5 protein-coding genes are annotated in these 13839 nt (G+C 72.1%); 1 reads left to right on the top strand and 4 read right to left on the bottom strand.

The annotated features are described in order from the left end of the window. Window positions 1-56: 56 nt before the first annotated feature. Window positions 57-9845 carry a CBM96 family carbohydrate-binding protein gene (locus tag ACRAKI_RS12925; RefSeq protein WP_447007304.1) on the bottom strand — a complete coding sequence of 3263 codons (9789 nt, stop codon included), beginning with the start codon at window positions 9843-9845 and terminating at the stop codon, window positions 57-59. A gap of 163 nt (window positions 9846-10008) precedes the next feature. Between ACRAKI_RS12925 and ACRAKI_RS12920 the strand changes: the two genes are divergently transcribed. Beyond that, the gene (locus ACRAKI_RS12920) at window positions 10009-10650 is read left to right on the top strand and encodes a response regulator transcription factor (RefSeq protein WP_447007303.1); all 642 of its coding nucleotides are present in this window, start codon (window positions 10009-10011) and stop codon (window positions 10648-10650) included. A 3-nt stretch (window positions 10651-10653) separates the two neighbouring features. On the opposite strand, the gene ACRAKI_RS12915 is transcribed toward ACRAKI_RS12920, so the two are convergent. The 3 genes from ACRAKI_RS12915 to ACRAKI_RS12905 are packed head-to-tail and all read right to left on the bottom strand — an operon-like array spanning window position 10654 to window position 13708. After that, window positions 10654-11841 carry a glycosyltransferase gene (locus tag ACRAKI_RS12915; protein ID WP_447007302.1) on the bottom strand — a complete coding sequence of 396 codons (1188 nt, stop codon included), beginning with the start codon at window positions 11839-11841 and terminating at the stop codon, window positions 10654-10656. Beyond that, complete coding sequence (locus tag ACRAKI_RS12910) at window positions 11838-12809, bottom strand: ATP-grasp domain-containing protein (protein ID WP_447007301.1); 972 nt, start codon at window positions 12807-12809, stop codon at window positions 11838-11840. The genes ACRAKI_RS12915 and ACRAKI_RS12910 overlap by 4 nt, the downstream gene beginning before the upstream one ends. Next, window positions 12806-13708, bottom strand: a complete 903-nt coding sequence (locus tag ACRAKI_RS12905; RefSeq protein ID WP_447007300.1) for a PIG-L deacetylase family protein — start codon at window positions 13706-13708, stop codon at window positions 12806-12808. Before ACRAKI_RS12905 ends, ACRAKI_RS12910 begins: the two co-directional genes overlap by 4 nt. Between the last annotated feature and the right edge of the window lie 131 nt (window positions 13709-13839).

The following is a 13839-nucleotide window of genomic DNA, read 5'->3' as shown; positions in this document are numbered from 1 at the left end:
CCCTCACTCTCTCCCGTGGAACCGTGGTCCTGCGTGAACCGCTGATGAGAATCCGTTCATCCGAACGTGATCACCAACCGCGGCGGGTTGTCGCCGCCCTTCTCCCGGCTGTGGAAGCCCTGCTCGTGTCCGCCGCCGTTCTCGGCCGCGTCACGGATCAGGAACCCGTGGTTGGCGCCGGCGTACATCGCGGCCACCTGCTGGGCCACCGTGAACGCGCGGTAGCCGGCGCCGGAGGCCGAGGTGACCGCCTGCGCCGCCACGCCGGGTTGGTTGTTCCACCGCACGTTGCCCTCGGTCCAGGCAGAGGTGACCTGCTGGGCCTGCAGGGTTCGGCCGGACTTGTAGGACGACGCGTACAGCTTCAACGACGCCTGCGTCACCGAGCAACCCTCGGGCACGGCCGGCAGCGCGAAGCGGACCAGGGCACGGGCGTTGTTGCCCGACTTGCTGTCGACCTTGAGCACGCTGTCCTGCCCGTAGTTGCTCGACGCCGAGCTTTGCAGCACCCACGCGTCCGCGTCCGCGCCCACCATGACCGTGCCGGGCGCGACGCAGACCCCGGTGACGGTCCAGGTGTGCGTGGCCGGGGTCGGGTCGGTGTTGCCCGCCGCGTCCACGGCGCGCACGGAGAACGTGTGCGCCCCCACCTCCACCGTGTGCTGCACCGGCGACGTGCACGTGGTGAACGCGGCACCGTCGAGCGAGCACTCGAACACCGCGCCGGCCTCGCCGGTGAAGGTGAACGAGGCGGCCGTCGCGGCGGAGGAACTGGGCGCCGAGGTGATGGCGGTGTCCGGCGGGGTGGTGTCCGGGCCACCGCCGGGCGGCGGCGTGGTGGGCGTCCCGAGGGTGAGGACCAGGCGCGGCGGGTTGTCCGTGCCCTTCTCCCGGCTGTGCAGGCCTTGGAGCTGCCCGCTGCCGCTCTCGGCCGCGTCACGGATCAGGAACCCGTGGTTAGCGCCCGCGTACATGGCGTCGACGTGCTCGGTGACCGTCCACGTCCGGTAGCCGGAGCCCGACGCGGTGGTGGCCGCCGTGCCGCTCACCGCCGGTTGGTTGGACCAGGTGACGCCGGCCTCGGTCCACGGCGAGGCGATCCGCAGTGCCTGCAAGGTCCGGCCGCCGGTGGCCGACCCGGCGTGCAGTTGCAGCGACGCCTGCGTGACGACGCACCCGGTGGGCAGTTGGGGTAGTTCGAACCGCACCAGCGCCCGTGCGTTGTCGCCCTGCTTGCTCTCCACCTTCAACCCGCCGTCGGAGCCGTAGTTGGACGTGGTCGCGCTGGACAACACCCAGCTGTCCCGACCCGAGGCCAGGGTGATCGGCACGGTCGGGCAGACCGGCGCGGGCGGCGCCTCGCTCTGCACGGTCCAGTCGAACACCGCGGGCGTGCTGTCGGTGTTGCCCGCCGCGTCCGTGGCCCGCACCTCCAGCCGGTGCGCGCCGACCGGGAGGTCGGTGAGCTGCAACGGGGAGTCGCACGCGGTGAACGCCGCCGCGTCGAGCGAGCAAGCGAACGTCGCACCTGGCTCGCTGGCCGCGAACGTCACCGACGCGGTGGTCGCGGTGGTGGTCGCGGGCGGCCCGGAGACCACGGTGGTCTGCGGTGCGATCGCGTCCGGTGGCGGGGTGACGGTCCACTCGAAGTAGACCGTCTCCCCCACCGCGCCCAGCGCCGACGCGCGCACCGCGAAGTGGTGGGTGCCGACGGCCAGGCCGGTCAGCTCGGTCGGCGAGGCGCACGGCGTGAACGCCGCGCCGTCCAGCGAGCAGGAGAACGCCGATCCCGGCTGGGACGCGGTGAACGCGAAGGCGGCCGTAGCGGAGGCGACCGTGGCGGGCGGGGTGCCTGTCAAGGTCACGACGGGCGCGGGGACCAAGGTCCAGTTCGCGGTCGCCGGTGCGCCGGCGTTGCCGGACAGGTCGGTCGCGCGGACCGAGAGGGAGTGCTCGCCCGGCTCGACGTTCTCCTCGTGCGGTGAGGAGCACGCCTCGTACGCGGCGCCGTCCAGCGAGCACTCGAAGGACGCGTACGGGTCGTCCGCGGTGAAGGTGAAGCGGGCCAGGGCAGTCGCCGTGGTGGCGGGCGGCACGGTCCGCAACGTCACCGCGGGCGCGGTCACGTCACCGGTGTAGGTCCATTGGTGCCGCACCGGGCTGGGGTCGATGTTGTCCTCCAAGTCGACGGAGCGCACGTCGAGCGTGTGCGGGCCGGCCGTGAGCGGCGTCGGGTGGTCGGGGTTGGGGTAGGTCCACGGGCTGGTGCACCCGGCGAAGTCCGCCTCGTCGTCCGAGTCGAGCCTGCACTCGAAGAGCAGGCCGTGCGGTGAGGTGACGTCGTCGGAGCCGGTGAACCCGAAGGTCGCCGAGTCGCTGGGACTGGCGGGCGTCGCGGTGAAGGCGGTGTCCGGCGGGACTGTGTCGATGCCCGGCTCCACCGTCCACTCGAACTCGGCCGACTCATCCGGCCCGGAGGTGAGACCGTCCAGGTCGACCGCGCGCACGCGCAGCGAGTGTTCGCCGATGGCCAGGCCCGTGTACTCGGTGGGCGAGGCGCAGGTGACGTACGGCGTGAGGTCCAGGGAGCACTCGAACCGGGTGACCGGCTCGTTCGCGGTGAAGGTGAACTCCGCCCGCCTGCTCGTGGTGATCTCGTCGGGCGCGCCGATCACGGTGACCACGGGCGGGCCGACCCTGGTCCACGTCCACACCGCCGGCGCGGGGTCGACGTTGCCCTCCGGGTCCACGGCGCGCACCGCGAAGGCGTGGTGGCCGAACAGGACTTCCTCCAGCACGACCGGCGAGGTGCACGCGGTGAACGGCGCACCGTCGTGAGAGCACTGGTAGGTGGTGTCCGGCTCGTTCGAGTCGAACGTGAACACCGCTTGCTCCAGCGGTGTCTGCGCCGCCGGGCCGGTGGTGATGGTGGTGTCCGGCGGCACGCCCACCTGGGGCAGCACCACGGACCAGCGGTGCCGGGCCGGCGTCGGGTCGGCCTTGCCGGCCTGGTCGACGGCGCGGACTTCGAACAGGTGCTCGCCGGGTGCGAGGCCGCCGTAGGTGCGCGGGTTCTCGCAGTCCACGAAGTCGGCTTCGTCGGTGCTCTCGAGCCGGCACTGGAAGTCCAGCTCGAACAGCGGGGTGTGGTCGTCCACGCCGGTGAAGGTGAAGCTCGCCGACGTGCTGCCGCTCGGGTTCGGCGGCTGGGTGACCAGGGTGGTGTCCGGCGGGTCGACCTCCGGCGCCTGCGGCGCGCCGCCGTCGCAGACGATGTTGTGGCACTGGGTCGGCTCGACGTTGCCGGTGGCCCGGTTGCCGCCGCCGTCGGTGTTGCCGATCTCGGCGTAGACGCCCCAGCCGTCGTTGTTGTCGGCCACGTTGGCGGTGATGCGGTGGCCCGCCTTGGTCACCGCGACGCCGTCGCCTGAGTTGCCGGAGGCGTTGTTCTGGGTGATCCGATTGCCCGCCTGCCCGCTGCCCTCCTGCACGGCCTCGACCGAGATGCCCTCGGACGAGTTCTGGCGCGCGACGTTGGCGACCACGACGTTGTCCAGGGACTGGTCGCCGAGCGAGATGCCGGCGCTGCCGTTGCCGCTGGCGTTGTTGCCCTCGATGCGGTTGCGGGTGGAGGCGTGCGCGTCCAGGCCGTCTTTGTTCGCGGTCAGCTCGTTGCCGACGACCTGGTTGTCGTGTGCGTCGTCCAGTCCGACACCGGGGCCGTTCATGCCGCTGATCTCATTGGCCAGCACCTGGTTGCGGTCGGAGCCGACGATCTCGACGCCGATCTCGCCGTCGCCGAGCGCGTTGCCCTCGACGCGGTTGCCGTCGGAGGCGTTGACCAGGTGCACGGCGGGCTTGCCGGTGCCGGACACGGTGTTGCCGATCAGGCTGGTGTTGGTGGACGCGTCGAGCACGATGCCCATGCCGCCGGTGGTGGACACGGTGTTGCGCTCGATCCGGACACCGGACGAGCCGAGCACGGTGATGGCGTTCTCCGCCGTGCCTCCGACGGTGTTGTCCAGCACCACGGCGCCCTGTGTGCCATCGGTGACGCGGATGCCGTAGGCGTTGCCCGACAGCAGGTTGGACCGCACGGTGGAGCCGGTCGTGCCGTTGTCGGCGTCGGTCAGCGCGATGCCGACCTCCTGGTTGAGCTGGGCGGTGATGCCGGAGACGATGCCGCGCACCGAGCCGGGGCCTACCGCCACGCCGACGTCGAACTGCTGCACGGTGCCGTTCGTGACGGTGACCGAGTCGAACCCGTCGTTGCGGATGCCCACGCCCTGCCCTACGCCGTCGAGCACGACGCCGCCGAGGTCGAGGGTGATGCCGTCCGCGCCGACGACCAGTCCGTCGGAAGGGCAGTCCAGCAGGTCCTTGGTCACCCGCACGCTCTGCGTGATGACCTGGCCGCAGTTGGCCGCCATCGGCGTCGGCGCTGCGGCGACGGCCCACACGAACGTGGCGGGTGAGGCGTCGGCGTTGCCCGCCGCGTCCACGGCTCGCACGGTGAACGAGTGCGTGCCCACGGTCAGGCCGGTGTGGGTGTGCGGTGAGGTGCACGCGGTCCAGGTGCCCCCGTCCAGCGAGCACTGGAACGCGGTGCCCGGCTCGCTCGCGGAGAACGAGAACTCGGCCGTGGTGGACACCGTGGTCGGGTCCGGTCCGGCGGCGATCAGTGTGTCCGGCGCGGTCTCGTCGACCGGTGGCGCCGTGATCGTCCAGTTGTGCGCGGCCGGTGTCTGGTCGGAGTTGCCGGCAAGGTCTACCGCGACGACCTCGAAGGTGTGCGGGCCGAGCGCCAGTCCGTTGTGGCTCACGCCGGGTGCGCAGGCCTCCCACGTGCCGCCGTCGAGCCGGCAGCGGTAGGTCAGGTACGGGCCGGGGGTGGCGTTGTCCGTGCCGCGGAACCCGAAGACGGCGGTCGTGTCGCTGCTCGGGTCGGTGGGCGCGGAGTTGATGGTGGTGCGCGGCGGGCTGGAGTCCGGTCCTGGCGGCGCGGCGACGGCGGTCCAGGTGAACTCCGCCGGTGTCAGGTCCACGTTGTCCGCGGGGTCCACCGCGCGCACCTCGAACTTGTGCGGACCGGCGGGCAGGAACGCGTGCCAGGTGGGGCTGGCGCACTCGACCCAGTTGTCCACGTTCGGCGGCTGCGGCGGCTCACCGGGCTCCGGCTCGGGTGCGGGCGGGTCCGGCGGCGCGTCGAGGCGGCACTGGAACCGCAGGGCGGTCACGGGCGCGGTGTCGTCGGTGCCGGTGAACGTGAAGCCGACCGTGGCGGTGGTGGACGACGGGTTCGGCGGCGTGGTCAAGATCTGCGTGTCGGGGTTGACCAGGTCGCCGGTCGGTGGTGCGCCGGGTGCGCCGGGCCCGCAGACGACGCCGACGCACTGCACGGCCTCGCCGTTGCCGTTGGCGACGTTGCCGCCGCCGTCCACGGTGTCGTCTGCGGCTTGGATGCCGTGACCCGCGTTGTGGTGGGTGGTGTTGTTCCGCAGCGTGTGGCCGCCGCGGGTGGTCTCGATGCCGTCGGACGAGGTGCCGTTGGCGGTGTTGCGCTCGATCAGGTTGCCGATCGGGTTGCCCGCCGGGTCGAGGCCATCGACGTCCACCGCGATGCCCGTGCCGCCTGCTTCGCTGACGTCGTTGTCGCGGACGGTGTTGCCGAGAGAGGCGCCGCCGAGCTCGATGCCGGCGCCGCTGGTGGACCGGGCGTCGTTGAGCTCGACCACCATGCCGGAGACGTTGTCCAGGGACAGGCCGCCGGGGTTGAACCGCACGTCGTTGTCGCGGATGACGCCGCCGTGCGCGTCGCCGAGGCTGATGCCCGCGTCGGAAGACAGGTGCGCGCTGTTGCCGACGATGTCGAGGGAGTCACTGCCGTGGGCGACGATCCCGGCGTCGCCGACGTTGCTGAAGGTGTTGCCGTGGATCGTGTTGCGGTGTGAGCCTTCCTCCAGCACCAGGCCGCCGTCGCCGGTGTCGGTGACGGTGTTGCCGGTGAAGGAGTTGTCCGGTGACGCCTCCATCAGGACGCCCCCGTCGCCGGACAGCAGCGGGTCGGCCATCACGCCGCTGACGGTGTTGTTCCGGATGGTGTGGCCGGCTGCCTCCTGCATCCGGATCGCGACGCCGAGGCTGCCGGTGAAGGCGTTTCCCTCGACCAGGGAGTTCTCCGATCCGTCCAGGATGGACAGACCAGCCTCGTTGCCGTCGAACCGGTTGCCGCTGATCGTGTTGCCGTCACGGCCGTTGTCGGCGTCCACCAGCTCGACGCCCGAGTTGGCATTGCGCTGGACGTCGAGGTCGGTGATGCGGGAGAACCTGCTGCCCGCGGCGAGCTGGACGCCGAACGCGAACTGCTTGACCGTGCCGTCGGTGACGGTCACGTTGGCGAACCCGGGGTTGCGCACCCCGGCCGGGCCGCCGATCTCGGGCAGCTCCACGGGCGAGCCGGGTTCGCCGGGGAAGTAACCGGGGCCGTCGACGGTGTGGCCGTCGAGGTCGATCAGGACGTTCGGCGCGCCCACGACCAGGCCGTCCACCGGGCAGTCGGTGAGGTCGTTGAGCAGTCGGATGCTGTGGGTCACGACCTGGCCGCACGACACGAGCGTCGGTGTCGGGTTCGCGGGTAGCGGGGGCGTGGGTTCACCCGGTCCGCCGAACCGGAGCACGAGCTGCGGCAGGGTGGACGGCGCCTGGGGGTCCTGCTCGACGTGCCGGCTGGTGAACGCCTGCTCGCCGCCCGGGTCGCCTTCCTCCGCCGCGTCGCGGATCAGGAAGCCGTGGTTCGGCGTGCCGGTGAGCATCCCGTGCACCCGCTCGGTCACGTCCCACTGGCGTTGGCCCGCACCGGAGTCGGTGCTCACGGACGTGCCGGCCGTGGTGGGCTGGGTCAGCCAGGTCACCTGGTCCTCCTGCCAGGTGCTGGTGATCGGTGCCGCCTGGAGCGTGCGGCCGGCGTCGCCGTCACCGGTCAGCCGCAGCCGTGCGGAGACCAGCGAGCAGTCGGCCGGGATGTCGGTCGGCACGGCGAACCGCACCAGCGCGCGGGCGTCCTGGCCGGGTGCGGACGACCGCACGGCCAAGGTCTCCGCAGCGCCGAAGTTCTCCTGCGACAAGCCCTCGTCCACGTGCGCGTCGGCGTCCGCGACCAGGGTGACGTTGGCGTCGGTGCAGTTGGTCGGCGACGCGACCGTCCAGGTGTGCGCGGCGACGGCCGAGGTGTTGTCGCCCTCGTCGACCGCGCGGACCTCGAACGTGTGCGGGCCGGTGGTCAGGTCGGTGACGCTGTGCGGGCTCGCGCACTCGACCCAGGCGTTCTCGTCGGTGCTGTCCAGCCTGCACTCGACTTCCAGCAGCGCCGTCGGGGTGAGGTCGTCGGTGGCGGCGAACCCGAAGACCGCGGTGCGGCCGGTGGAGGGATCGGGCGGGGTGAGGGTGAAGGTGACCGTCGGCGGCGTGACGTCCATGCCCCCGGTGAACGTGTGGGTCGCGGGCGTCGGGTCGACGTTGCCCTTGCGGTCGACCGCGCGGACCTCGATGACGTTCTCGCCGGGCTCGACGGCCGGCACCTCGTACGGGTTGGGGCAGCCCAGCCACGCCAGGTCTGGGTCCGGCGGATCGGTGGGGTCGGGCGGGTCCGGCGGGTCGGTCGGGTCGTGGTTCAGGACGCGGCACTCGAACAGCAGCTCCGCGGCGGGCGTGGTGTTGTCGGTGCCCGCGAAGTGGAACGTGGCGTGCTCGCCCACGGTGGCGGGCGGGTCCACCAGCGAGGTGTCCGGCGGCACGTCGTCGGCGGGTGCGAACGGGCCTGTGTGCTCCAGCGCGCCGATGTCGCACGTGCCGTTCTGCGGGCGTGCGGTGCCGCGCTGGTCGGTCGGCGGGCAGGGCGCCACGCCGCCGTCGATGGCGAAGCTGTCGTCCTGCAACGCCTGCGTCATCGTCGGGCCGCCGTTGTCGGCGACCGCGTCGATGCGGGGCAGGCCGATGCCCGAGCGGTCGCGCGGGCCGCGGAAGTAGCACGAGTCGGCGCTGTCCAGGTTGCCGCCCTCGGAGCCGACGGCGAAGTTGCAGTCCGGGGACAGCAGGTTCCCGGCCACGATGGTGTTGCGGAAGGTCACGCCCTGGCTCGGCTCGGGTGGGACGGGCGGCACGCCCACCTCGCCGCCCACGCCCGACGCGACCGGCGAGGTGTTGCCGGAGATGGTGGAGCTGACCACCCGCACGGGCGCGTCCGCGTCCACGTAGAAACCGCCGCCGCGGATCTGCGCGAAGTTGCCGGAGATCGTGGTGTTCTCGTAGGTGGCCGTGGCGTCGCCGAGGCTGTACACGCCGCCGCCGAGACCGGATTCGTCCGCGCCGCTCGCCGCGAGTGCCCGGTTGTCCCAGAACGTGCTGCCGGAGATGGTGGCCGAGCCGTCGGCGTGGTTGGCGAACCCACCGCCGTTGGCCGCGCGGTTGGCGTGCACGGCGGTGCCGGCCAACGTGAAGTCGCCGCTGCCCTCGGACTCCAAGCCGCCGCCGTCACCGTCGGAGGTGTTGCCGGTCAGGACCGCGTCCCGGATGGTGACCCGGTCGCCCGCGCTGGTCAAGCCGCCGCCGCCGGCATCGGAGTGGTTGCCGCGGAAGTGGGTGGCGGTCACCGTGGTGGTGCCGGTGGCGCCCAGCAGCGCGCCGCCGCCGTGGCCGACCGCGTCGTTGTCCTCGAACAGGCCGTCGGCGATGGTGAGGCCGCCGGTGCCCTCGGTGTTCAGGCCTGCGCCGCCGCCGTCACCGGAGACCGCATCGCCCGCGGTGTTGCCGATGACCACGACGCCGGTCAGCTTGGCCGCGCGCTCTGAGGCGAAGTGGAGGCCACCGCCGTTGCCGGTGGCGGCGTTGCGGGTGAACGAGCCGCGGGTGGCGGTGAGCGCGCCACGTCCGGTGACCGCCACGCCCGCGCCCTCCTCGCCCGTGTTGTCGGTGATCACGGCGTCGGTGAGCAGGACCGCGATGTCACCGGTGGCGGACAGGCCGCCGCCAAGGCCCTCGGCGGTGTTGTCGGCGAGCTTCGCGCCGTACAGTGCCACGCTCGACGGCACGCCCATGGGGCTCTCGTCGCCGGCGTGGTGGATACCACCACCCTCACGCGCGGCGTTATCGCTGATCACGGCGGGTGCGGTGGACGTTCCCGTGATGGTCAGCGCGCCGGAGGAGACGTGCACGCCGCCACCTTCGCCGACGGTGGAGTTGCCCGAGACGGTGACGCCGACCAGCTCCAGCCGCCCGCCCACGTGGGCGATGCCGCCGCCGAACGCGGTGGCGCTGCTGTCGAGCACCTTCACGTCCTCCAGCCGCACGGTGGCCGCGGAACCGTTGTGGAGCGCGCCGCCGATCTCGTCGTGGACGCCCTCGCGCAGGGTCAGCCCGCGCAGGGTGACCCGCCCCGAGGTCACGCCGAGCTCGACCACGCGATCCAGGCCGTTGGCGTCGACCACGGTCGAGTCCGCGCCCGCGCCCAACACGGTCAGCGGCCGGGTGACGTCCAGGTCGCCGATCTCCGCGCCATTCTCCCCCGCGCCGTCGAGCGTGAGCACGTAGTGGCCCGCCGGGACGATCACGGTGTCCGCTGCGGCGGTGTCGTTGGCCTCCTGCACAGCGGCGCGCAACGTGCAGACGTTCGCGCTGGTGCGACACACGCCGTCACCGATCGAGGCGTCCACCGCGTCGGACGTGCTGGTCACGGTGAACGACACGGAGGCACGCGCGTCCACCGACGCCACCAGCCCGGCCCAGCCGAGGGCGACCACCGCCGCCAGGGCGAACCACCTGCGTCTACCACCAGTTGTGGTGCTCTCCATCGCTCGCTCCCTCGCCCGGTACCCCGACGTGAGCCTGGTTCGCGACGGTCACCGGGAGCTAAGGAGCAGATGAGGAAATCCTTACCCACCATGAGAATTCGTTCATGTCGGATTTGACGGTGCCCGACCGTAACGCCGATATCCGCCAGAACGACCAGTGGACGTGAGCCGCATCCTCATCGTGGACGACGACCCCCTGGTCACCCGATTCGTGGAGCGCGGCCTGCGCGCCGGCGGGTACCGCACGGTGGTCGCCACCGACACCGCGTCCGCGCTCGCCCGCGCCGACGGGACGGACCTCGTGCTGCTCGACCTCGTGCTCGGCGGCGACGACGGTTTCGCACTGCTGCGGGCGCTGCGCAGACGGCGCCACGACCTACCGGTGCTGGTGATGACCGGTCACCCGGAACGCCGGGACGTGGTGTCGTGCCTGGAGAACGGCGCGGACGACTACATCACCAAGCCGTTCCGGTTCGAGGTGCTGCTGGCGCGGGTCCGGGCACGCCTGCGCCGCACCTCACCCACCGTGCTCTCCGCGGGCGACGTGTCGCTGAACCTGCTGACTCGGCAGGCGGTCGCGGGCGCGTCGCCGGTGGAGCTGACCTCGCGTGAGTTCGCCTTGCTGGAGACTTTGATCCGGCACCCCGGCAAGGTGCTGTCGCGGGTGTTCCTGCTCTCCCACGTCTGGGGCGACGACCACGACCAGGGCAGCAACGTGCTGCCGGTGTACATCGCCGCGTTACGGCGCAAACTCGGCAACGAGCGCATCCAGACGGTGCGCGGTGCGGGCTACCGGTTGGGCTGAGGGTCACCGGCTGACCACACCGGTGCGGGCGAGCTTGTTCCACCGCGCCGGCCTGCCGTGCAGCTCCGCGATCCACGCCGCCACCGTGATCAGGCTCATCAACACGGAGAAGAACGGCAGCAGCGGCAACACGACGAACAGCCTCAGGTCCGACCACGCCCGGTCCAGCACGATCGCGAAGCCGAGCGACCCGACCGAGTGCACCAGGCCGAGCCAGAGCACCAGGCCGACCACGCCGCCGTGGAACGGCAGGTGCCCGAGCAGCGCGGCGAGTCCGACCACCAGCGAACCCGCCAGTTGCAGCACCGGGGCGACGAGCATGCTGAACGCGTTGACCGGCAGGAACCAGTGGCGGCCGGTGGTGAGCATGTCGCGGTGCAGGCGTGCGGTCTGCAAGTGGCCGCGGGTCCAGCGCACGCGTTGCTTCCACAGCGCCGGCACGGTGGACGGCACCTCGGCGTAGACGACCGCCTTCGGCGCGAACGCCACCCGGTAACCCGCGCGGTGCACCCGCCAGGTCAGCTCCAGGTCCTCGCCGACGAAACCCGGCGTGAAGCCGCCGATCTCGTCGAGCACGCGGCGGCGGAACGCGCCGATGTTGCCCGACACGATGGTCAGGCAGCCGATGCGGGCCAACGCCCGCCGCGCGAACGCCGTGCCGTGCGTGAGCAGGGCGAGCACCCTGGTCTGCACGCGGTCGAGGTTCACGGGCTCGTCGTTGCCGCACACCGCGCCCACGTCCCGGTGGTCGAACGCGGACAGGATCTCCGGCACCGTGCGGTCGGTGAACGCGCCGTCGGCGTCGACGAACATGAGGATCTCGCCGTGCGTCTGCCGGATGCCCGTGTTGAGCGCGGCGGCCTTGCCCGCGTTGCGCTGCGACAGGACCGTCACGCCGGGAACGCGGGCGTAGTGGCACATGATCTCGAACGTCTCGTCCGTCGAACCGTCGTCCACCAGCACCAGTTCGAGCCTCGGGTAGCCGGTGCGCAGGATCGAGTCGAGGCAGTGGCGCAGCACCCGCGCCTCGTTGTAGGCGGGCACGACGACGGACACCAGCGGCACCGGGTCGTCGAACACGGCGTCCCGACGTCGGCGCAGGTCGTGGGCGACAGCCAGCGGGTAGTAGACGAGTTCCAGCAGACCCAGCACCAGGGACGGTCCGCTCAGGACCAGCAGCAGCCACGTCATGCGATGACGCCGTACTCGGCCAGCAGCGCGTCCAGCACGGCGGGCGCGTGGGCGGAATGCGCACCGAAACGGGCGTTGACCTCCAGAACCACGGGCGTGCCGTCGGCGCGGCGGCGCACGTCCACGTCAGCCGGACCGGTGAGTCCGAGCGCGTGGACGGCCCGCACGGCGAGAGCGGCGACGTCCCGGGCCCCGACGGCACGCACACTGGTGGCGTTGCCGATCTCACCGGCGGCCCGCTCCACCTTTTCCAGCACCTGCACCACCGGCCGTGCGGCGAGGTAGACGTTGACGGCGTACTCGGCGCCGGGCACGTACTCCTGCACCACCAGGTCCGGACTGGTGGGCAGGGTGCTTTCGCCGCGCCGGTGCACCACCACCCCGCGACCACCCCGACCTCGCCGGGGCTTGCTCAGCCACGGTCCGGTGGCGCCGAGCGCCCGCGTCGACACCTCGTCGGCCCGGCACGTGCGCGGCACCGGCACGCCCGCGTCCAGCAGCCGCAGGTAGGTGCGCCACTTGTCGTCGGCGGTCGCGACCGCGTCACAGCCGGCCACGGCGAGCGGGATGTCGCCGAGCCGATCCCGCGCCAGCACCGGCAGTTCCTCGCTGACCGTGGGTATCACCAGCACCACACCCCGCCGCGTGGCGATGTCGGTCAGCACGCGCACGAACGCCGGGTCACCCGCGAGCGGCACCTGCTCCACCGGCACGCCGCACACCGGCGGCGCCACGTCCACGCCGGCGACCGTGAGGCCGCGGTCGACAAGTTGCCGGGCGACCGACCGGCCCGCAGGCCCTCCGATCCCCGTCACCAGCACACCGTTCCGCCGCACCTCCTCGTCCTGCTCTGCGGCCCGTCCACCGGCTTCCGCTACGGGAGCGGTCGGCCGCAGTGGCGTCGTGCCACCGTTCCTCCGGGCCTCGCGGACGCGGTCCGCCGCGACCACCCACGGCAACGCGCTCACCAGCGCTCACCCGGCTCGTCCAGCAGCCGCACCGGCTCGTACCCCTCCGCGTGCCGCACCCTCGCCTGCGCGCCGCGGAACGTCGCCAGGCCCGTGAGCCGCTCGTCGTCCATGTATGGCTTGTCCCGCTGGTCCCGGTGCACCGCGACGGCCGCCAGCTTGGCCCCCAGGTGGTCGCACACGTCCACGAACACGCTCGGCCGGAAGTCCGACGTCGCCGAAGGGCTTTCGTAGCAGAGGATCGACGGGTGCCGTCGTGCCGCGCGCAGGGTCGCGTGGTGCACCGCCTGGTGGTCCTGGTGCTGGTCGTTGCCGGAGTGGGTGAGCACGATGTCCGGCGCGAACCGGGCCAGCACCCTTTCGATCGCCACCACCAGCTCGGTCTCGTGGTCGGCGAGCCGGGTGTCGGGAAAGTCCAGCGTGGTGCTGCCCGCGAGGCCGAGCAGCGCGGCGCCCGCCTCGGCCTCCAACGGCCGCCGCGCACCGTCCCCCCCGACCTCGCCACCGCTGAGCACCAACGCGCGCACCTCGTGGCCCGAGTCCACGAGCTTGGCAAGCGTGGCTCCGCAGCCGAGTTCCACGTCGTCGGGGTGCGCGCCGATCGCCAGCACCCGTCTGGGACGTGCCGCTGGCTCGCGGCCAATGAGTTCGGCACGTGCGAGCAATCCGAGCCCGACGAGCGCCACCACCGTCACCGTCGCCACGACCGCGGCGAACGGACCGGGGTAGCCGGCGTAGTAGAGGTTGAGCGGCAACAGCACGACCGCGGTCACACCGACCGCCCAGAGAAGCCTACGCGGCCTCCTGGTCCGGCGGCGGACGAGGTCACGCCCCACCCACGCCCCAAGCACCGCCGCACCGACCGGCACCGCGAGCACCGCCGACGCACTGATCATCATCTTCGCGCTCCCCCTCCTGCGATTGACCGTCGGGCCCCACCTTCGAGTCCGGGCATGAACCGCCCCTGAGCCGGGGATGAGTAACCGTTCATCGGACGGACGCGTTCGACAGGCATGGAGGACCATCGGCC

The organism is Saccharothrix isguenensis (assembly GCF_052936305.1).
The sequence above is the reverse complement of the archived record's forward strand: the minus strand, read 5'-3'. Positions and strand labels throughout refer to the sequence as shown.